General features: G+C 71.9%; 18 protein-coding genes. 14 read left to right on the top strand and 4 right to left on the bottom strand.

The window, feature by feature from the left end; translation table 11 throughout:
• On the bottom strand, positions 1 to 1103 hold a 1103-nt coding region (locus DA085_RS03370; RefSeq protein ID WP_154402082.1), incomplete at its 3' end, for a hypothetical protein.
• A gap of 177 nt (positions 1104 to 1280) precedes the next feature.
• Here DA085_RS03370 and pepN point away from each other — a divergent pair.
• Positions 1281 to 3875, top strand: a complete 2595-nt coding sequence (gene pepN / locus DA085_RS03365) for an aminopeptidase N (protein ID WP_272914469.1) — start codon at positions 1281 to 1283, stop codon at positions 3873 to 3875.
• A gap of 2 nt (positions 3876 to 3877) precedes the next feature.
• Here pepN and DA085_RS03360 read toward each other — a convergent pair whose 3' ends face one another.
• On the bottom strand, positions 3878 to 4654 hold the full coding sequence (locus tag DA085_RS03360) for a GNAT family N-acetyltransferase (protein ID WP_109471504.1): 777 nt from the start codon (positions 4652 to 4654) through the stop codon (positions 3878 to 3880).
• Between the two features lie 140 nt (positions 4655 to 4794).
• On the opposite strand from DA085_RS03360, the gene DA085_RS03355 reads away from it, so the two are divergent.
• From DA085_RS03355 to aroB, 9 genes are read left to right on the top strand one after another with little or no spacing between them, the layout of a single operon-like run.
• Positions 4795 to 6183: a replication-associated recombination protein A gene (locus tag DA085_RS03355; RefSeq protein WP_419866493.1), complete on the top strand. Its 1389-nt coding sequence runs from the start codon at positions 4795 to 4797 to the stop codon at positions 6181 to 6183.
• 33 nt (positions 6184 to 6216) lie between these two features.
• A complete protein-coding gene (alaS, locus tag DA085_RS03350) occupies positions 6217 to 8883 on the top strand; it encodes an alanine--tRNA ligase (RefSeq protein ID WP_109471503.1) in 2667 nt (888 codons plus the stop codon).
• Entirely contained in the window at positions 8870 to 9580 is a 711-nt protein-coding gene (ruvX, locus tag DA085_RS03345; RefSeq protein WP_337189758.1) for a Holliday junction resolvase RuvX, read from the top strand. Before alaS ends, ruvX begins: the two co-directional genes overlap by 14 nt.
• Entirely contained in the window at positions 9577 to 10923 is a 1347-nt protein-coding gene (mltG, locus tag DA085_RS03340; RefSeq protein WP_109471502.1) for an endolytic transglycosylase MltG, read from the top strand. The genes ruvX and mltG overlap by 4 nt, the downstream gene beginning before the upstream one ends.
• A 3-nt stretch (positions 10924 to 10926) precedes the next feature.
• The gene (locus tag DA085_RS03335; RefSeq protein ID WP_109471501.1) at positions 10927 to 11757 is read left to right on the top strand and encodes a shikimate dehydrogenase; all 831 of its coding nucleotides are present in this window, start codon (positions 10927 to 10929) and stop codon (positions 11755 to 11757) included.
• The gene (locus tag DA085_RS03330; protein ID WP_109471500.1) at positions 11754 to 12503 is read left to right on the top strand and encodes a prepilin peptidase; all 750 of its coding nucleotides are present in this window, start codon (positions 11754 to 11756) and stop codon (positions 12501 to 12503) included. Before DA085_RS03335 ends, DA085_RS03330 begins: the two co-directional genes overlap by 4 nt.
• A 19-nt stretch (positions 12504 to 12522) precedes the next feature.
• Complete coding sequence (gene aroC / locus DA085_RS03325; protein ID WP_109471499.1) at positions 12523 to 13812, top strand: chorismate synthase; 1290 nt, start codon at positions 12523 to 12525, stop codon at positions 13810 to 13812.
• The gene (locus DA085_RS03320) at positions 13809 to 14324 is read left to right on the top strand and encodes a shikimate kinase (protein WP_419866492.1); all 516 of its coding nucleotides are present in this window, start codon (positions 13809 to 13811) and stop codon (positions 14322 to 14324) included. The genes aroC and DA085_RS03320 overlap by 4 nt, the downstream gene beginning before the upstream one ends.
• On the top strand, positions 14321 to 15427 hold the full coding sequence (gene aroB / locus DA085_RS03315; RefSeq protein WP_237565275.1) for a 3-dehydroquinate synthase: 1107 nt from the start codon (positions 14321 to 14323) through the stop codon (positions 15425 to 15427). Before DA085_RS03320 ends, aroB begins: the two co-directional genes overlap by 4 nt.
• Before the next feature lie 179 nt (positions 15428 to 15606).
• On the opposite strand, the gene DA085_RS03310 is transcribed toward aroB, so the two are convergent.
• Complete coding sequence (locus tag DA085_RS03310) at positions 15607 to 16830, bottom strand: phosphotransferase (RefSeq protein WP_109471498.1); 1224 nt, start codon at positions 16828 to 16830, stop codon at positions 15607 to 15609.
• Positions 16827 to 18392: an FMN-binding glutamate synthase family protein gene (locus DA085_RS03305; protein ID WP_109471540.1), complete on the bottom strand. Its 1566-nt coding sequence runs from the start codon at positions 18390 to 18392 to the stop codon at positions 16827 to 16829. The genes DA085_RS03310 and DA085_RS03305 overlap by 4 nt, the downstream gene beginning before the upstream one ends.
• Positions 18393 to 18422: 30 nt before the next feature.
• On the opposite strand from DA085_RS03305, the gene DA085_RS03300 reads away from it, so the two are divergent.
• From DA085_RS03300 to DA085_RS03285, 4 genes are all read left to right on the top strand, one after another.
• Positions 18423 to 18869, top strand: a complete 447-nt coding sequence (locus tag DA085_RS03300) for a type II 3-dehydroquinate dehydratase (protein WP_109471497.1) — start codon at positions 18423 to 18425, stop codon at positions 18867 to 18869.
• Positions 18870 to 18986: 117 nt separating this feature from the next.
• A complete protein-coding gene (efp, locus tag DA085_RS03295) occupies positions 18987 to 19550 on the top strand; it encodes an elongation factor P (RefSeq protein ID WP_109471496.1) in 564 nt (187 codons plus the stop codon).
• A 4-nt stretch (positions 19551 to 19554) separates the two neighbouring features.
• A complete protein-coding gene (gene nusB / locus DA085_RS03290; RefSeq protein WP_109471495.1) occupies positions 19555 to 19968 on the top strand; it encodes a transcription antitermination factor NusB in 414 nt (137 codons plus the stop codon).
• 373 nt (positions 19969 to 20341) lie between these two features.
• A complete protein-coding gene (locus tag DA085_RS03285; protein WP_109471494.1) occupies positions 20342 to 21067 on the top strand; it encodes a MerR family transcriptional regulator in 726 nt (241 codons plus the stop codon).
• The last annotated feature ends 9 nt before the right edge of the window (positions 21068 to 21076 follow it).

The following is a 21076-nucleotide window of genomic DNA, read 5'->3' as shown; positions in this document are numbered from 1 at the left end:
GTGGTTTCGGGGTCGCGGGCCCGGATCTTGTGGGCCTCCCGGGACAGGGCCCGGTAGAACTCCTTGTGCCGCCACGGGTCCCCGGTCCACTCCCCAGCAGAGTCGAGGCGTTCGGTGACCGCGGCCGCGGGGTCGTCCCCGAACAACCCGTGGGCGATGGCCGCGGCGTCCGTGGTGGTCAGGTCGGTGCACTCCCGGTAGTAGCGGCGGGCCAACCGCCAGGAGGCTTCCCCGGTGGCCAGGGCGTGGGTGACCGCGGCCCGCACCGGGGCCGGGGTGGCGGCCAGGGCGACCAGGTCGCTGACTTCCCCCACACCCCACCCGGTGACCGCTTCGATCTCGTGGCGGGTCAGGACCTTGGCCCGCGCCCGCCACTCCTCCCGGCCCTCGGCGGACAGGTCCTCGGGGGTGGTGGCACCCTTATCCAACAAGAGGAGCTGGCCGGTGGTCGCGGTCAGCTGCCGCACCGCCGAGAGCAGCACCGCATCCAACGCCCCGGTCGTCGTCGTCAACGTCTCCACCGCCGCCAGCAGGGCCTGACCCCGCGACACGACCGAGGACTGCTCACCCGGGCTGCGCACCGTCACACACGCCAACACGATCTCGGTGAGCGACTCGGCCAGCGCCTCATCCACCCCCAACGTGCTCAACCCCGCCTGTAGCTGGGCGGTGCCCACCACCCGCGAGTCCGGCCCAGCGGTATCCGGCCGGGCGGTGTCTGCCTCCGCGGTGTCGGTGAGGTCGCCCACGGGCAGCTGACCAGCCGTACCCGGCACGGTGTCCTGGTCCTGTGTGCGGACGAGTTGGTTGTGCTCCGGCGCGACGGGTCCGTTGTGCTCCGGTGGCGTCTCGTGGGGTGCCGGCTCGAACAGCACGGGCCGCCACGGACGGTGGACCCGGCAGCCGACCCGCCGCAACACCTCAGCCTCGGAGGTGGCCAGTCGCTCTCGCAGCCCCGTCAGGTGGGGGAGTGTCTCCCGCAGCCCCGACAACCCGTCCCGGTGCCCATCAGCCGGCGCCTCCGGCCGCGCCGGCAGACCCGCGGGCCCGATGACCGGCACGAGCAGCTCCTCGAGCCGTGCCTCCAGCGTGCTGACCGTCATCGCTACCCCCTTCCGGTCGCCCCGTCGCGAACCGTTCTCCAACTAACCCAAAATTAGCACAGGTGTCCGACACTGTGTCGGCGACACGCCACAACCTGTGGACACAGCCACGTGGCGGGCGACGAACGGTGGCGCACCGTGCCCGCAGGCCGCGGTCGTCTGTTTGACTGGGGCCCCGTGACTGCCACGACGAACCTGACCCACGCCGAGTGTGCCGAGCGCGCCGCGATGATCACCGTCCACGAACAGCGGGTGGAGCTGGACCTGAGTGCGGCCCCTGACCCGCAGGTGACGACGTTCCGGGTGGTCAGCACCATCACCTTCACGGCGACCGGCCCTGACACGTGGGTCGATCTCATCGCCGACCGAGTCGTCTCGGTGACCCTCAACGGCCAACCGCTGGACACGGGCGACTACGACGGTGCTCGTGTCCGTGTCCCGGGTCTGGCCGCGGACAACGAGGTGCGCATCGAGGCCGACTGCGTCTACAGCCACAGCGGCGAGGGGCTGCATCGGTTCACCGACCCGCAGGATGGACAGACTTACCTCTACACGCACTTCGAGCCCACCGACGCGCGCCGGCTCTACCCGGTCTTCGAACAGCCCGACCTCAAGGCACGGGTCACGTTCGTGGTGACCGCGCCCCAGGAGTGGGTGATCATCTCGGGCCAGCCAGAGGCTTCGCGGACTGTGCAGAACGGTTCTGCGACAGTGACCTTCGCGCCCACGCCGCCGCTGTCCAGCTACCTCACGGCCGTGGCCGCCGGCCCCTATCACCGGGTCGACGGCACCTGGTCCGTTGAGCGCGCGGACGGCTCGGCCCAGGAGGTCGCCCTCGGAGTCTTCTGCCGGGAGTCGATGGTGCCCTACCTGGACGCCGACGAGGTGCTGCGCCTCACCAGGCAGGGGCTCGACTTCTTCGACGAACACTTCGCCTACCCCTACCCGTGGGGCAAGTACGACCAGATCTTCGTGCCCGAGTACAACATCGGAGCCATGGAGAACCCCGGCCTGGTGACCTTCACCGAGCAGTACCTGCACCGGGGTCGGTCCACCCGCGCCCAGCGGCAGTCCCTGTCGACCACGCTCATGCACGAGATGGCGCACATGTGGTTCGGCGACCTGGTGACGATGCGCTGGTGGGACGGGCTCTGGCTCAAGGAGAGCTTCGCCGATCTCATGGGTTATCACGTCACCGCCGCGGCGACGGAGTACACCGATGCCTGGACCCGCTTTGCCATGGACCGCAAGCAGTTTGCGTACCGCCAGGACCAGCTGCCGACGACCCACCCGATCGTGGCGGTCATCGATGACATGGAGGCGGCGCGGCAGAACTTCGACGGCATCACCTATGCCAAGGGAGCCGCGGTCCTCAAGCAATTGATGGCGTATGTCGGACAGTCGGCTTTCTTTGCCGGGTCCCGTGACTACTTCGGTCGCCACGCGTTCGGCAACACCGAGGTCGCCCACCTGATGGAGTGTCTGGAAGCGGCCTCCGGCCGTGACCTCGAGGCGTGGTCGACGGCCTGGCTGCGCACGGCCGGCATCTCCGTGCTGACACCCGTCGCAGAACGCGCGGCGGACGGCGCGCTGGCCCGCCTGGTAATCCGGCAGGACGCGCGTGACCCCCTCGCCGGTGGCGCACCGGTCGACCGGCCGCACCGCCTGGTGGTGGGCTGCTACACCCTGGACGGTGGCAGGTTGAGCCGGACCTCGGCATACGAGCTGGACGTCACGGGCACCGAGACCGAGGTGACCGAGGCGGTCGGCCAGCGGGCCGACCTCGTGCTGCTCAACGACGAGGACCTCACCTACGCGACCGTCCGTCTGGACGCCGCCTCGACCCAGGTGGCACTGGCACACGTCAGCTCGATCGAGGCCCCGCTCAGTCGCGCACTGGTGTGGTCCTCGCTGTGGAACTCCGTGCGCGACGGCGTGTTGCCGGTCGGTGACTACGTGCGCGGTGCGCTCGACCAGCTGCCGCGTGAGGAGGACGCCGCCCTGCTGGCCTCGGGACTGACGAACCTGCACACGGCCATCGAGCTGTTCGTCCCGGTGCCGGAGCGGCAGGGCTGGCAGGCGGAGCACCTCGCGGTGCTGCGCGAGGCGCTGCACACCGAGGAGCACGGCTCGGACCGGCAGCTCGTGTGGGCGCGGGCACTGGTGAGAGCAGCCGCCAGCGGCGCGGAGGGCACGGCGGCCGTGCAGGGACTGCTCGACGGCAGCGCCGTGCCGCAGGGACTGGACGTCGACCGGGACCTGCGGTGGGCCGGTGCGGCGGCCCTGGTCGCGCAGGACGCGTGGTCCGACGAGGACCTTGCGGCCGAGCTGGACCGCGACGACACCATGAGTGGACGCACGGCGCACCTGCGGGCGGCGGCCTCCCGTCCGACCACGTCGGCCAAGGCCGCGGCCTGGCAGGCGATGACCTCGGATGACACCCTCACCAACGACCACCTGCGTGCCCTGGTGGCCGGCTTCACCGAACCGTCCGGTGCGGGCGTGACTGCGGAGTATGCCGACAGGTACTACGCCGCGATCGCGGACTGGTGGCAACAGCGCACCATGGTCATGGCGAGCATCCTGGCCGTCGGGTTGTTCCCACGGGGCGATCTCGCTGCGGGACAGGCGCCGGAGGAGCACTCCTCGGTGCGGGCCGCGCAGACGTGGCTCGACCAGAACCCGGAGGCGCCGAGGGCGTTGCGCCGCATCGTGATCGAGCAGCAGGACCATCTGCTGCGCGCCCTGCGGGTCCAGGCGGCCGCCGGCTGACGTCAGTGCCCGGCCAGACGGCGGGAGTGCCAGGCACAGGCCGTGCGGTAGCCCAGCGCCAGGTAGACGGCGCGGGCCGGAGGGTTGTCGGAGTACATCCCCAGGGTGCACACGCCGTGCTCCGCGACGGCGTGCCGGGTCAGGCCGGCGGTCACCGCGCGACCGAGGCCGCGACCACGGTGCTCAGCGTGGGTGACGATCCCGGCCAGGTGTGGTGCGCCAGACTCCAGTGACTGCATGGCCCCGGCCGCCACGAGCTCGCCGTCCGGTGTGCGGATGCCCAGCCAGAGCCCGGTCCGGCCCGTCCCAGGATCACCCTCGCCGGTCGGGCTGTGCACGGTCGACAGGGCGGACAGCTCAGGCGCATCGCGGTTGTCGTCGAGGACCACCAGCCGGTCCTCGTGCGGCACGACCGGCGGCACCCGGGTGGTCCACATCCAGTCCCACTCCCCACCGGGGCCCAGCGCGAAGGTCTGGGCCAGCTCAGCGGCATACGGCTGGGGGAGGGAGATGCCGGTGACGCCGAGCTCCTCCACCGGCCCGAGAGCCAGCGCCCCGAGCAGGTCGCGGACCGCCGCCCTGCCGCCACCTGAGTGGGGGAGGACCCACAGGCCCCGTCCGCGGCGGCCGAGGCGCTCGACCGCCACCGCTCCGTGGTTGGCCAGGACAGCTCCGGTCAGGGGGTCCGGGATGCCCCACCGGACGAACGGGTCGTCCGCGCTGAGCGCGAGCAGCTCGGCGTGTGCGGTGATGCTGCGCAGGAGGGTCTCCGGGGCCACGGCGTGATGCTAGCCGTCGCCGGGCGGTGCGAGAACGGGCTGGAGTGGTGTCTGGCCGCACGCCACCGGACCGGCCGGTCGAGCCGGGTCACCAGACGGGTGCAGGAGGCTCTGACAGCGTGGCCGGTTAGCCTGCCGGGGTGACCGGTTCCGTGGGTGATGACCTGTTTGCCCAGCACTCCGAGGGCGATGTCGCGGGCGACCTGCAGCCGCCGCTGGCCGTCCGGATGCGCCCCCGCACGATCGAGGAGGTCCGGGGGCAGTCGGACGTGCTGCGCCCGGGGAGCCCGCTGCGCCGTCTCATCGAGGGCCACGCCGGGGCCGCGGGTCCGCTGTCGGCGATCCTGTGGGGCCCGCCCGGGACCGGCAAGACCACGCTCGCGCACCTCGTCGCCCAGGCCGCGGGCCGCACCTTCGTCGAGCTCTCCGCCGTCACCGCGGGTGTCAAGGACGTCCGTGCCGTGATGGAGCAGGCGACCCGGGAGCGCAGTCTCTACGGCCGTCAGACCGTCCTCTTCCTCGACGAGATCCACCGGTTCAGCAAGGCCCAGCAGGACGCGCTGCTGCCCGGCGTGGAGAACCGACTGGTCATCCTCGTGGCGGCGACGACCGAGAACCCGTCGTTCAGCATCATCGCCCCGCTGCTGTCGCGCTCCATGCTGATCCGTCTCACCTCTCTGGACGAGGAGCAGGTGGGGCAGGTCCTGGACGAGGCGCTGAGCGATGAGCGTGGTCTGGACGGGGCCTTCGCGCTCGAGCCCGAGGCCCGGGACCACATCATCCGGATCGCCGGCGGCGACGCGCGTCGCGCGCTGACCACCCTCGAGGCAGCTGCAGGCGTGGCGCTGGACGCCGTGCCCGCGGGGCGCGAGGGCCAGACCGTGCCGATCACGCTCGAGCTCGCCGAGCAGGCGGTGGACCAGGCGGCGGTCCGCTACGACCGGGCGGGTGACCAGCACTACGACGTGGCCAGCGCCTTCATCAAGTCGATGCGCGGCAGCGACGTCGACGCCGCCCTGCACTACCTGGCACGGCAGCTCGAGGCGGGGGAGGATCCGCGGTTCATCGCCCGCCGCATCGTGATCTCGGCCAGCGAGGACGTCGGCATGGGGGACCCGACCGCCCTGCAGACAGCCGTGGCCGCGCTGCACGCCGTTGCCCAGATCGGCATGCCCGAGGCACGGATCATCCTCGCCCAGGCCGTCGTGCACAACGCCCTGGCGCCCAAGTCCAACGCCGCCTACGGCGGCATCAATGCGGCCGTCGAGGACGTCCGCGCCGGACGCGGCGGTGCCGTGCCGGCCCACCTGCGCGGCAGCGGGTATGCGGGTGCTGCCCAGCTCGGGCACGGGGCGGGCTACCGCTACAGCCATGACGAACCCAACGGCGTGGGACCGCAGCAGTACCTGCCCGACGACCTGGTCGACGCCGAGTACTACCGCCCGACCGACCGTGGCTGGGAGGAGCGCCTGGGCCCCCGCTGGCGCGAGCTCCGTGCCATCATCCGCGGCACCCGCTCCGGCAGATAGAGTGCAGCGTCCCCCCTGAACGACGAGGAGCCCATGGAAACCGCCGAGATCCGCCGCCGTTGGCTGTCCTTCTTCGAAGGCACTGGCCACACCGTGGTGCCCAGCGCACCCCTGGTGTACGACGACCCGAACCTGCTGTTCGTCAACGCCGGCATGGTCCCGTTCAAGCCCTACTTCCTGGGGCAGCAGACCCCGCCGTGGGACCGCGCCACCTCCGTGCAGAAGTGCGTGCGGACGCTCGACATCGAGGAGGTCGGCAAGACCACCCGCCACGGCACGTTCTTCCAGATGAACGGCAACTTCTCCTTCGGTGACTACTTCAAGGAGGGGGCCATCAGCTACGCCTGGCAGCTGATCACCGGCTCCCAGCAGGAGGGTGGGCTGGGCTTCGACCCCGACACCGTGTGGGCAACGGTGCTCGAGGGCGATGACGAGGCCGCCGACATCTGGGCGCGGGTCATCGGGCTCCCCAGCGAGCGCATCCAGCGGCGCGGCCTCGCGGACAACTACTGGAACATGGGTGTGCCGGGCCCGGGCGGCCCCTGCAGCGAGATCTACATCGACCGCGGGCCGGAGCACGGACCCGACGGCGGACCCGCGGTGGACGAGGACCGTTACCTGGAGATCTGGAACCTCGTCTTCATGCAGGAGGTGCTCTCCACCGTCCGCTCCAAGGTCGACTTCGACATCGCCGGCGAGCTGCCCAGCAAGAACATCGACACCGGCATGGGCCTGGAACGTGTCGCCTACCTGCTGCAGGGCGTGGACAACCTCTACGAGATCGACGAGGTCTACCCCGTCATCGAGCGTGCCGAGGACCTCTCGGGCCGCTCCTACGGAACGGACGCCGGCGACGACGTGCGGTTCCGTGTCGTGGCCGACCACGTGCGCTCCGGCCTGATGCTCATGTCCGACGGCGTCACGCCCGGCAACGAGGGGCGCGGCTACGTCCTGCGCCGGCTGCTGCGCCGTGCCGTGCGCTCCATGCGCCTGCTCGGTGTGCAGGACCGGGCCCTGCCCGAGCTGCTGCCGGTCAGCAAGGACGTCATGAAGGCCTCCTACCCCGAGCTCGAGGCCGACTTCGGCCGCATCAGCCAGATCGCGTATGCCGAGGAGGACGCCTTCCGTCGCACCCTCGCCTCGGGCACCACGATCCTTGACCTTGCCGTCGGGCGGGCCAAGGAGGCCGGCCAGAGCACTCTCGCGGGCGACCAGGCCTTCGCGCTGCACGACACGTACGGCTTCCCCATCGACCTCACCCTCGAGATGGCGGCCGAGCAGGGGCTGGACGTGGACCGCGAGGGCTTCACCCGGCTGATGAGCGAGCAGCGCGAGCGGGCCAAGGCCGACGCGAAGGCAAAGAAGTCCGGCCATGCCTCCACCGAGGTCTGGCGCGAGCTGCGCGACCAGGGCCCCACGGAGTTCCTCGCCTACGAGACGCTGACCAGCGAGGCCTCCGTGCGGGGTCTGGTGGTCGACGGGCAGCGGGTCCCCGCGCTCAGCCAGGGCCAGCGCGGCATGCTCGTGCTGGACCGCACGCCGTTCTACGCCGAGTCCGGTGGCCAGGTCGCGGACGAGGGCATCATCGAGACCTCCTCCGGGACGGTCCTGCGCGTCCGCGATGTCCAGCGCCCGGTCAAGGGGCTGATCGTGCACACGGTCGAGGTCGAGTCGGGCGAGCTCACGGAGGGCGCCGGCGTCAACGCCCAGGTCGACCCCGAGTGGCGCGTCCAGGCGTGCCAGGCGCACTCCGGGACGCACGTCGTCCACGCGGCGCTGCGCCAGGTGCTCGGCCCCACGGCCCTGCAGAGCGGTTCCTACAACAAGCCCGGCTACCTGCGCCTCGACTTCGCCTGGAACTCCTCGCTCTCGCCGGAGACGCGCTCGGAGATCGAGGAGGTCGCCAACCTGGCGCTGCGCCAGGACCTGCCGGTGGCCGCGGCCTACATGACGCTGCCGGAGGCGCGGGCCGCCGGTGCGCTGGCACTGTTCGGCGAGACCTACGACGAGCAGGTGCGGGTCGTCGAGATCGGCGGGCCGTGGTCCCGCGAGCTCTGTGGCGGCACGCACGTGCGCCACTCCAGCCAGATCGGTGCCCTCACCCTGACCGGTGAGTCCTCGGTCGGCTCCGGCTCACGGCGGATCGAGGCGCTGGTGGGCATGGACGCCCTGCGCTTCCTCGGCCGTGAGCGTGCCCTGGTCAGCGAGCTCTCCGGGCTCGTCGGCGTGCGTCCCGAGCAGCTGACCGACCGGATCGCCCAGGTGCTGGCGCGCCTGAAGGAGGCGGAGAAGGAGATCGCGACCATGCGGCAGGCGGCCGTGATGTCGGACGCGGCCGGGCTGGTCGCCTCCGCCAAGGACGTCAACGGCATCACCTGGCTGGGCCACGACGCCGGTGTCGGCGTGTCCGGAGACGACCTGCGCCGGCTGGTGACCGACCTGCGGGCGCGCCTCGGCGAGGAGCGCCCCGCGGTGGTGGCCGCCGCGTCCGCGGTCAACGACCGTCCGGTCATCGTCATCGCCACGAACGAGGCGGCGCGGGGCCGTGGTCTCAAGGCCGGGCAGCTGGTCAAGGTCGCCGCGCAGACCCTCGGCGGTGGCGGTGGGGGCAAGGACGACCTGGCCCAGGGTGGGGGACAGGACGCGTCTCGGATCGCGGAGGCCCTCACCCAGATCGAGCAGGCCCTTGGTAGCGCCTGAGACGTCGTTCTCCGCGGACCCCGGGCGGGACTCCTCCGGGGACGCGGGGCGTGACTCCACCCCGCGCGGGCTCCTGGGTGACGGTGCCGCCCGCCGGGCGGGGGAGACCGGCCCCGAGGGTCCGCGGCGCGACTCCTCTGCGGACGCGCCGCAGGACCCGCCCGCGGCCCCGTCGGTGCCGCCCGTTCGACCCGGCGTGCGCCTCGGTGTGGACGTCGGTGACGCCCGGGTCGGCCTGGCGGCGAGCGACCCTGCGGGGATCCTGGCCACGCCCGTGGCGACGCTGCGGCGCGACCGCGCGGGGCTGAGTGACCTCGACGAGATCGTCACCGAGGCTCGCGAGCGTGAGGTCCTGGAGGTCGTCGTCGGCCTGCCACGCACGCTGGCCGGCACGGAAGGTGTGGCCGCACAAGCGATCCGGGACTACGCTTCTGCGTTGCACCGTCGCCTCGGCGGTATCCCGGTGCGACTGGTCGATGAAAGGCTGTCCACGGTGGACGCGCACCGCGCCCTGCACGCCAGCGGTGTGCCAGGGCGACAGCACCGGGCGCGTGTCGACCAGGCTGCAGCGGTCGTCATACTGCAGGCTGCACTAGACAGCGAACGAAACACCGGACGCCCCGCCGGTGAGACACTCGGGGGCCGCAAGCCCAGGGCGAGGCGGTCTCGGACGAAGAGCGAAGGAACCCAACCATGAGCCGACCCCAGGCGGACGATTGGGCTGGTGAGGACAAGCAGGGCGAGGTGCACGCCGAGGACCTGCTCGGCGAGCCCGGCCCCGGCGAGGTGCGTTCCGACGCCGCTCACGACGAGGTGGACCCCGCCGAGTATGACGTGGCACGGGGTGACACCTACCACCACGACGAGCGCTACCCGGAGGACGAGCACGACGCCTCCCTGGCCGACCACGTGCTGTCCGAGGGCGTCCACGACGAGCACGACGAGAGCTACCGCCCGCGCCGCGCGGTGCGGCACCACAACCCGCTGCTGCGGATCGGCGCGATCGTCGTGGCGGCGGCGGTCGTCCTCGTCGGCGGGATCGTCGGCTTCAACGCCGTCCGGGGCATGATCCCGGACCTGTCCTTCGGCAGCTCGGCCCCGGAGGACTTCGAGGGCACCGGCACCGGTGAGGTGACGGTCGAGATCCCGCAGGGTGCGGCCGGCGGGCAGATCGGCCAGATCCTCTTCGACGCCGGTGTCGTGGCGTCCGCGGAGGCGTTCGCGAACACGGCCGCCGCCGACCCGCGGTCCACCGGCATCCAGCCGGGCACCTACCTCCTGGCCAAGGAGATGAGCGCGGCCGCGGCGCTGGACCGGCTGGTCGACCCGGCGTCCCGACAGGTCGCGGGCGTCACGATCCGCGAGGGACTGTGGAAGGCCGAGGTGTTCGCGACACTCGCCGACGCCACCGGCAACGAGGTGGCGGACTACGAGGCCGTCGAGCCCGAGTCCCTGGACCTGCCCGAGGCCGCCAACGGCGAGCTGGAGGGCTTCCTGTTCCCCGACACCTACGAGTTCAGCCCGAACGCGACACCCGCGGAGCAGCTGCAGGCCATGATCGACCTCGGGACGCGGCGCTACGAGGAGCTCGGCCTGGCCGAGGAGGAGATGCGCGAGACCATCATCAAGGCGAGCATCGTGCAGGCCGAGGGGTTGTTCGCCGAGGACCTGCCCAAGATCGCCCGGGTCGTGGAGAACCGCCTCCAGGAGGGCTCGGAGACCGACGGCCGCCTGCAGATGGACTCCACGATCCACTACATCCACCAGGAGCGCGGGCGCGCCGGCACCACCGAGGAGCAGCGCGCCGACGAGAGTCCCTACAACACCTACCTGCACGGTGGCCTGCCGCCGGGTCCGATCAACAGCCCCGGCGCCGCAGCGATCGAGGCCGCGATGAACCCGGCCGAGGGCGACTGGGAGTACTTCGTCACGGTCAACCCCGACACGGGTGAGACGGTCTTCACCGAGACCTACGAGGAGCACCAGCAGTACGAGGCCGAGTTCCAGCAGTGGTGCCGTGACAACCCGGATCGCTGCTGACCGATGACCTGGCGCGCTGGCGTGGTCGGCTCCCCGATCACGCACTCGATGTCACCGGTCCTGCACCGGGCCGCCTACGACGCCCTGGGACTGGAGGGGTGGTCCTTCCACCGGGACCAGGTCGCGGCCGGTGAGCTCGCGGCATACGTGGAACGGCTGCCCGGAGACTGGGTCGGTCTGGCCGTCACCATGCCGCTGAAGGAGGAGGCGCTAGCGCTCGGGGCGGAGGTGGGCGAGGAGGCCCGGCTCGTCGGTGGCGCCAACACCCTCCTGCGCACGGACGGGGGCTGGCGGGCCGAGAACACCGATGTCTACGGGCTGGAGCAGGCCCTGCGCGGGGCCGGGCTCGGCAACGCGTCCGCGGCCGCCGTCGTGGGGTCGGGTGCCACGGCCCGCTCGACGCTCCTCACGCTGAGCCGGTTCGGCGTGCGTGAGGTGACGCTGCTGGTGCGCGACCAGGTCCGTCCGGGTGCGCTCGACCTCGCCGAACGGCTCGGCATGGCGGCCAGGACCTGTCGGTATGCCGAGGGGCCGGGCCGGTGGGGCACACCCGAGGTCGTCGTCAGCACGGTGCCGTCGGGCGCCACTCCCGACGTGGCGGGGTGGGTGCTGCCGTCCGGTGCGGTGGTGTGTGATGTGGTGTATGCCGGGTGGCCCACCCCGTGGGCGACCGACTGGGAGAGCCAGGGGGTGAGCGTGACCAGGGGTGATGCGATGCTGCTGCACCAGGCTGTGCGCCAGGTGCGGCTGATGACCGGGCTCGAGGCGCCGGTCGAGGCGATGGCCGCTGCCCTGCGTGCCGCCCTGGCCGCGGCGGGGGAGTCCCGCCAGTGACCGTCGAGGTGGTGCCCTGGCTCCTGGCCGGGGCGGGGGTGCTGGTCGGTCTGCCGGTGGCCCGCTGGCTGCGCTGGGTGACCTATCGCAAGCCGGACGAGGAGGAGCTGCCGATCCCGGGGTCACGCTGGTGGGTCGTGCCGTCGCTGGCGATCGCCTGGGGGGTGCTGGCGTGGCGCGTGCTGCTGACGGGGCCGGCCCAGTCCGGTGGTGACGACCCGGGCGTCGACTCGCCGTACGCCTGGGCGGTCCGCGGCATCGTGCTCCTGACGCTGCTGGTCGTCGCCCTGTCCTGCGTCTGTCTGGCGGCGATGGACTTCGACGTGCACCGCCTGCCGGACCGGCTGATGTGGCCCTCGATGGGGACCCTGCTCACCGGCCTGCTGGTCGCCGGCCTCATCGGCGCCGAGTGGGGCGCGATGGGGCGTGTCGTCCTGGCCGGGCTCGCGTGCGGCCTGGCCTACCTCGCGCTCGCGCTGCTCTCGCTCGCGCGGGGGTCCCTGGCGGTCGGGCTGGGCGACGTCAAGCTCGCGGCGCTGCTCGGGATGGGCCTGGGCTGGTTCGGTTGGCAGACCGTGCTCGTCGGGATGTACGCGGGCTTCCTGGTCGGTGGGCTCTTCGCGGTGTTCCTCCTGGTGACGCGCCGCGTCGGCCGCACCGGCGATCTGGCCTACGGCCCGCCGATGATGGTCGGGGCGATGCTCGGGGTGCTGACCGCGCCGGGCGCGTTGTCGGCGCTCTTCTGAGGCGTGACAAGATGCCGCCATGCTGCGCTGGTTGACTGCAGGTGAGTCGCACGGTCCCGCTCTCACCGCGATTCTCGAGGGACTCCCCGCCGGGGTGCGGGTCGAGAGGGCTGCGGTGGAGGGGGCGCTGGCCCGGCGCAGGCTGGGCTACGGCCGGGGCGCGCGGATGTCGTTCGAGGCCGACCAGCTGTCCTTCCAGGGCGGGATGCGGCACGGCCTGACGCTGGGGAGCCCCGTCGCGCTGCAGATCGGCAACTCCGAGTGGGCCAAGTGGACCGCCGTCATGAACCCCGAGCCGGTGGACCGCAGCGACCTCGAGCGCGCCAGCGACGTCGGCGCCCCCCAGGAGATCGCCCGCAACAAGGCGCTCACCCGGCCCCGACCGGGTCACGCCGACCTGGTGGGGATGCAGAAGTACGGCTTTGAGGAGGCGCGTCCGGTGCTGGAGCGGGCCAGCGCCCGCGAGACCGCCGCACGTGTGGCGCTCGGTGCGGTGGCCGCCGCCTTCCTCGAGCAGGCCGTCGGTATCCGACTGGTCAGCCACACCGTCGCGATCGGCTCGGTGCCGGGCGTCCACAGCGACCGGGACGCCCCGGAGGCCGTGAGCCTGCCACGCCCCGAGGACGTGGACCGTCTCGACGCCGACCCGGTCCGCACGCTCGACGCGGACCTGTCGGCGGCCATGGTGGCCGAGATCGACGCCGCCAAGAAGGACGGCGACACCTTGGGCGGCGTCGTCGAGGTGCTGGCGTGGGGGGTCCCGCCGGGGCTCGGGTCCTACACGCACTGGGACCGCAGGCTGGACGCCCGCCTCGCGGGTGCCCTCATGGGGATCCAGGCGATCAAGGGGGTCGAGGTCGGTGAGGGGTTCCGCACCGCGGCCCGTCGCGGCAGCCAGGCCCATGACGAGATCGTCCGGGACAAGGCCGGGGCGGTGCACCGCCAGACCCTGCGCTCGGGCGGCACCGAGGGGGGCATGAGCACCGGTGAGGTGCTGCGGGTGCGCGCCGCGATGAAGCCGATCAGCACCGTGCCGCGCGCCTTGCAGACCATCGACGTGGCGACGGGGGAGCCGGCCACCGCCATCCACCAGCGCTCGGACGTGTGCGCCGTGCCCGCGGCAGGTGTCGTTGCCGAGGCGATGGTGGCCCTCGTCCTGGCCGAGGCCGTCCTGGAGAAGTTCGGCGGGGACTCGGTCACCGAGGTGAGCCGCAACGTCAGGTCCTACCTCGCCGCGATCCCCAGGCTGATGGGCGGCACCGCCTCCGAGGTCGACGAGCCGGCCACGGGCGAGGGGACCGACGCGTGACCGTGGAGCACCCGCGCGCCGTGCTGATCGGCCCTCCCGGCGCCGGCAAGTCGACCGTCGGGGCCCTGCTCGCCCAGCGCTGGGGCACCGCGTTCCGCGACACGGACGCCCTCATCGAGGAGGCACAGGGCCGGTCGATCTCCGACATCTTCCTCGATGACGGGGAGGCCGCTTTCCGCGTGATCGAGCGCGAGACGGTGCTCCGGGCACTGCAGCACGGTGGCGGCGTGCTCGCCCTCGGCGGCGGTGCCGTGCTGGACGCCGCCGTGCAGGAGGCACTGGCCGGACAGCGGGTCGCCTTCCTCGACGTCGGGATCGCCGACGCCGCCGGGCGAGTCGGTTTCGACGGGTCCCGGCCGTTGCTCGCCGTCAACCCGCGCGCCTCCTGGAACCGGCTCATGCAGGCCCGGCGCCCGGTCTACGAGGCGGTGAGCACGGTCCGCGTGGACACGGCGGGCCGCACACCGGCGGAGGTCGTCGACAGCCTCGTCCAGGCCCTGGACCAGTTGTGACAGCCGCCGACGAACGGTCAGGGGGAGCCTCCGGCATACGGACCATCTCGGTCGGTGGGCGCTATGCCGTGCACATCGGCCCCGACGCCCTGGCGCGGCTGGGTGAGCACGTCGGCGGTGGACGACGGGTGATGGTCATCCACCAGCCCGGACGGGCCGCTCTCGTCGACGAGGTGGTGGAGCGGGTCCGGGCCGCCGGCGGTGCACCCTTCACGCACGAGGTGCCGGACGCCGAGGCGGCCAAGGACGTCAGCGTGCTCGCCGGAGCCTGGGGCGCCCTGGGACAGGCGGGATTCACCAGGGACGACCTGGTTGTCGGCGTCGGTGGTGGCGCCGCGACCGACCTCGCGGGTTTTGTGGCCGCCAGCTGGCTGCGTGGCGTCGACGTGGTCCAGCTGCCCACCTCGCTGCTCGGCGTCGTGGACGCGGCGGTCGGCGGCAAGACCGGCATCAACACCGCCGAGGGCAAGAACCTGGTTGGCGCCTTCCACGAGCCGCGGGCGGTGCTGTGCGACCCGGCCTGGATGGCGTCGATGTCCCGACCCGACCTGGTCTCCGGCCTGGCCGAGGTCATCAAGTGCGGCTTCATCGCCGACCCGGTCATCCTCGACCTCATCGAGGCCGACCCCGCTGCCGCCTGCGACCCGGCCGCGCCGGTCCTGGGCGAGCTGATCGCCCGGGCCGTCGAGGTCAAGGCGGACGTGGTGGAGAACGACCTCACGGAGGCCGGGATCCGCGAGATCCTCAACTATGGGCACACCTTCGCCCACGCGATCGAGCAGGTCGAGGACTACCGGTGGCGCCACGGTGACGCGGTCGCGGTCGGCATGGTCTTCGCCGCGGAGCTGGCCGTACGGTCCGGTGTGCTGGACCCGGCCGTCCTGGAACGGCACCGGTCCGTCCTGGGCTCCGTCGGACTGCCGACCAGCTATGCCGGCAGCGACTGGGAGGCGCTGCGCAGCGCCATGGCGCGGGACAAGAAGGCCCGCGGGACGACGCTGCGCTTCATCGTGCTCTCGGGAGTGGGCTCGACCCAGCGACTGGACGGTCCCGACGAGCGGCTGCTCACCGAGGCCTTTGCGGCGGTCACGACCGCGGGGTGACGCGGGGGACGGCCGGCGGATGTCGCGAGGGACGGGCGTCGAGTGACGCGGGGGACGGGCGTCGAGTGACGCGGGGGACGGGCGTCGGGTGACGCGGGGGACGGGCGTCGGGTGACGCGGGGGACGGCCGTCGAGTGACGCGGGGGAGGGCCCCGGAGGCGGTCCACGGGCAGTGCTCGTCAGACGGCTCGGGCCGACTCCACCCAGTGCTCCGCCAGGGCGAGCCGCCTGGACGTCTCCACCGGCCACCCCTGCTGCTGCACCCGGAACGGACCGGCCGCCAGTCCGATGATGCGGGCCGCCGCGCGCAGCCGCACGTCGCGCGGGTCCAGGACGGCCTCCCACCTCTCCTGCAGCGCGGTGGCGTAGGCGGCGACCCGGTCCGGCTGCGAGGACATCGTGTGCCACACCGCGAGGTGGCCGAGCATGGTGCCGGGGTCGTCGCCGGGACGGGCCACGCCCAGGGTGTCGACGTCCAGGATCCCGCTGACCCGGCCGTCGGCCACCAGCAGCTGGGCCTCGTGGTAGTCGCCGTGGGCCGGCACCCGCTCGGTGACGTCGTCCGGGCCGATCTCCTCGGCGAGGCGGGAGATCCGGTCGGACTCCATCGGCAGCAGACGGCGCAGCAGCTCGGCCATCCGCGGCACCGCCTCCACCGCGGAGTGGACCGTCGCCGTGCGCGCGAGGCGGGGCAGCGTCCCCGGGAGCCCGGCGATGACCTCCGGGTGCGGGAGGCGACCACCGGGGTCCTCGAGGACGTCACGCAGCGTGGCCCCGGTCATACTGCGCATCACCAGCAGACCGAGGTCCCGGTTGATCCCCAGCGGTTCGGGCACGGGGAGCCGGCCGTCCAGGTCCAGGTGACGCTGGTGGAGCGCCTGCAGCCGTCGCGGCTTGACGAGCTTGAGATAGAGGCGGTGGCCCCGGCCGGTGACCTCGATGACGGCGCGTCGGCTCGGACGGTAGGCCCGCAGACGCGTGCTCGGGTCGGTGATCTCGCCGCCCAGCCCGGCGACGACGGAGGCCGCCACCTCGGGCTGCAACACGGTCGGCAGGGCCGGCAGGAAGGGGTCGTGCGGCACCCGCCACACAGCGACGGTCTCCTCGCCGTCCCCCACCGTGACGGCACCCTCGGGGGCGTCCAGCGTGGTGCCGACGTAGGTAGCCCGACCGGCCAGCGGCCCACCCTCGATGATGCTGTCCCAGGAGACCGTCGCGCTGCGCCCCGGCCACCAGGTCACCTGGCTGACCCTGACCGCGGTGACGGTGCCTCCGGACGCCCCCGCCACCGCGGCCAGGGGACCGGGGACCTGGTCGGTGAGCAGGTCGGGCAGGACCGGGAGCGCCTCGTCGGTGAGCGAGGCGGTCCACTGCCGGTCGGTCAGCGGGCCGGCGGCGGTCATCGGGCCGTCGCCGACCGCGGCGCGCTGCCGCCCCGGGAGGCCGGGGCCATGAGCTGCTCCAGCTCGGCCCGTTGCTGCGCGGTGGGCAGCCCCCAGCCGGGCTGGTAGCCCACCACCTCGCGCAGCGGGGTGGCGCTGCGGGTGCCCAACAGGATCTCGACATCGTCGGTGCCCAGCAGGGCCGGGTGCGCCACCCCGCACGCCTCGGCGAGCTTGAGCATCTCGCGGCGCCACGCGCGCAGGTAGTTCGCGGCCCGCTCGGACTTGAGCGGCACGTCGATGCCGCGCGTGAGCCAGGGGTTCTGGGTGGCGACCCCGGTGGGGCAGTGGTCGTCGTGGCACCGCTGTGCCTGGATGCACCCGATGGAGATCATCGCCTCCCGCGCGACGTAGACCAGGTCCGCGCCCAGCGCGAAGGCCACCGCGGCGTTGTCCGGCAACCCGAGCTTGCCCGCCCCGATGAAGACCACCTGCTCGCTGAGGCCCCGTTCGGCGAAGATCCGGAACACCCGCGGGAAACCCAGCCGGAAGGGGAGCGCCACGGAGTCGACGAAGCTCAGTGGGGCGGCCCCGGTCCCGCCCTCGCCACCGTCGATGGTGATGAAGTCCACGCCACGGTCGGTCGTGGCCATCTGGTCGGCCAGCTCCTCCCAGAAGGTCAGGTCCCCGACCGCCGACTTGATGCCGACCGGCAGGCCGGTCTCCTCCGCGATCAGCTCGATCCAGTCCAGCATGCTGTCCACGCTGTCGAACTCGGCGTGGCGCGACGGGCTGGCGCAGTCCCGCTCCTTGCTGATGCCCCGGATCTGGGCGATCTCGTCGCTGATCTTGGCGCGGGGCAGCATGCCGCCCAGGCCGGGCTTGGCACCCTGGCTCAGCTTGACCTCGATCGCCCGCACCGGCGCCGAGGCCACGAGGGCCTTGAGGCGCTCGAGGCTGAACGCCCCGTCCTCGTCCCGGCAGCCGAAGTAGGCCGTGCCGATCTGGAAGATCAGGTCGGCACCGTGCCGGTGGTGGTCGGAGATGCCTCCCTCCCCGGTGTTCTGGAGGGCACCTGCCGCGGCACACCCCCGGTTCATCGCCTCCACGGCCGGCGCCGACAACGACCCGAAGCTCATGGCCGAGACGTTGATCACCGACTGCGGACGGAAGGCACCGCGCCGGCCACGGGCCGCACCGAGCACCTTCGCGCAGGGGACGACGTCGTGCTCGCCGGAGTGCGCCAGGGTGCTGGGGGAGACCGGCGCGAACGTGCGGTGCTTGAGCACCGCGTAGCCCTCGTCCTGCTCGACGTTGTTGTCGGTGCCGAACCCGAAGTACGGGTTCTCCAGCTTGGAGCTGGCATAGATGAAGCGCCGCTGGTCCCGGCTGAAGGGCCGCTCCTCGTCGTTGTCGGTGACGATGTACTGCCGCAGCTCCGGCCCCACCTTCTCCAGGAGGTACCTGGCGCGTCCGAGAACCGGGAAGGTGCGCAGGATGGCGTGCTTGCGCTGCAGCAGGTCGTGCGTCGCCACGGCGGCCAGGCCGGCCGCTGAGATTCCGAGGGCCTTGGTCCAACTCATGGCGGCCACTCTGCCGCATACGATGGCAGCGTGTCCCACCACGTCCTCGTCCTCAGCGGTCCCAACCTGGCTGCCCTGGGCAGCCGCGAGCCGGAGATCTACGGCACCCTCACGCTCGACGACCTCCAGGGGCAGGTGGTCGACGAGGCCGCCGCCCTCGGGCTGGAGGCGACCTGCCGGCAGACCGACGACGAGGGGGAGCTGGTGGGGTGGCTGCACGAGGCCGCCGCGGCCGGCTGGGACGTGGTGCTCAACCCTGCGGCCTTCACCCACTACTCGTATGCGGTGGGGGACGCGTGCGCGCACCTGGTCGGCATGGGCTCCCGGCTGGTCGAGGTGCACCTGTCCAACCCGGCCGCCCGCGAGACCTTCCGGCACACCTCCGTGGTGGCGCGCTCGGCCACCGGGACGATCGCCGGCTTCGGGGCTGGTTCCTACCTGCTCGCGCTCCGGGCGCTCGCCGCGCAGGACCGCTGACGTCGCCGTCGTATTACCGCACACCGGTCCCCACCCGTTAAACTGATCGACGATCCCGAGCCCTCTGATGGTGCCGTTGTGCGCCGGGGCGGCACACGACATACGAAAGAGGCGCCTGTGGCAACCACGAACGACCTGAAGAACGGCATGGTCCTGTCCATGGACAACGGGCTGTGGCAGGTGCTGGAGTTCCAGCACGTCAAGCCCGGCAAGGGCCCGGCGTTCGTGCGCACCAAGCTCAAGAACGTCACCTCCAACAAGATCATCGACAAGACGTTCAACGCCGGCACCAAGGTCGAGACCGCCACCGTGGACCGCTCCGACATGGAGTACCTCTACAACGACGGCACCGACTACATCTTCATGGACAGCAAGACCTACGAGCAGGTGCCGGTGTCCGCCGAGATCATGGGCAGCGCCAAGGACTACCTGCTGGAGAACGGTCAGGCCATGATCGCCCAGCACGAGGGCACCGTCCTCTATGTCGAGCTCCCTCCGAGCGTCGTCCTGGAGATCACGCACACCGACCCCGGCCTGCAGGGCGACCGCTCGACGGGCGGGACCAAGCCGGCCACGCTGGAGACCGGCGCCGAGATCCAGGTGCCGCTGTTCCTCGAGTCCGGCACCAAGGTCAAGGTGGACACCCGCGACGGGTCCTACCTCGGCCGCGTGAACGACTGACTCGGTGGCCGCACGCACCAGGGCCCGCAAGCGCGCCCTCGAGCTGCTCTTCGAGGCCGAGGCCAGGGACATCAACGTCGGCGACCTGCTGGCCGAGCGCGTCGCCGCGCCGACGACGCAGCACCCGCTCCCGGAGTACACCGTGACCCTCGTCGAGGGCGTCCTGGCGCACTGGGGGGAGATCAACGAGGTCCTGGAGACCTACAGCCACGGCTGGCAGCTGGACCGGATGCCCTCGGTCGACCGTGCCGCACTCCGCGTCGCGATGTGGGAGATCGTCTGGAACGACGAGGTCCCTGACCCCGTCGCGATCTCCGAGGCCGTCGAGCTGGTCCAGGGCATGTCGACCGACGAGTCCCCGAAGTTCGTCAACGGGCTGCTGGCCCGCGTGTCGGACGTCAAGGCCACCCTGGCCTGACGCCCGCCCGAGCCGCTCATGGCGCCCTCCTGCAGGGCGAGGACCCGCGCGACGGGCTCCGGCCACGACTCCCGCCTCGGATCATGGAGCTCCAGGGCTGCCTGCCCCCGTGGCCGGCCACACCAGCGCACCTGGGTGTCCAGCACTGCCCGGACAGCGTCCGTGCCGACCATCCCCTCGCGCACCGGTGAGAGGAGGGAGACCCGAGCACTCCGCATACGGCCTGCGTCGGGTCTGCGGCACACGTTGCGCCCCGCCAGGTCCAGACGAGACCACAGCGCGGAGAATTCGATTTGACATTGACGTATACGTCAACCTGCACACTGGTCTGGTGCCGCGGCGACGCGGCGTGACACAGCAGAGGAGGTGACAGGTGAAGTGGTCGATCCAGAAGCTCGCCAGGGCCGCTGGGACAACGAGTAGGACGCTGCGCTACTACGGAGAGCGCGGGCTGCTCACGCCCACGGGCAGCGGTGCGAACGGGATGCGGCTCTATGACGAGTCCGCGCTCGGCACCCTGCTGCGGATCCGGATCCTGCGTGACTACGGCGTCGGGCTGGAGGCCATCGAGGATGTTCTCCGGCGGGACGTCGACACCGTGTCAGCGCTCAAGGAGCACGCCGTGCAGATGCGGCACCACCGCCGTGAGCTCACCCGACGCATCGCGTCGCTCGAGCGCACGATCAGCAAGATGGAAGGAGGTGAACAACTCATGGCAGACGAGGTTTTCGAGGAGTTTGACCACACGCAGCACCGCGAGGAGGTCGAACAGCGCTGGGGCACAAAGGCGTATGCCGACAGCGACCGTTGGTGGCGCTCCCTCTCCGACGCGGAGAAGAAGAGCTTCCAGCAGGAGCAGAAGGACATCGCCACCGCCTACGGAGAGCTGGCCGAGAGCGGGGCGGCCCCGGACTCGACCGAGGCGCAGGCCGTGACGGCGCGTCACGTGGCCTGGTTGTCCGGGCCGACCACGGTCTCACCGGAGTACCTGAGAGGACTCGGGGAGATGTACGTCGCAGACCCGCGGTTCGGGGCCAACTACCCCGGTTACGTGGAGTTCGTCCGGGACGCGATGGCGGTCTACGCCGAACGCATGTGAGTCCGGTGA

The sequence above is a fragment of the Ornithinimicrobium cavernae genome (genome assembly GCF_003121625.1).
GTDB lineage: Bacteria > Actinomycetota > Actinomycetes > Actinomycetales > Dermatophilaceae > Ornithinicoccus > Ornithinicoccus cavernae.
Note: the sequence above shows the minus strand (reverse complement) of the source record. Positions and strands in the feature narration are given on the sequence as shown.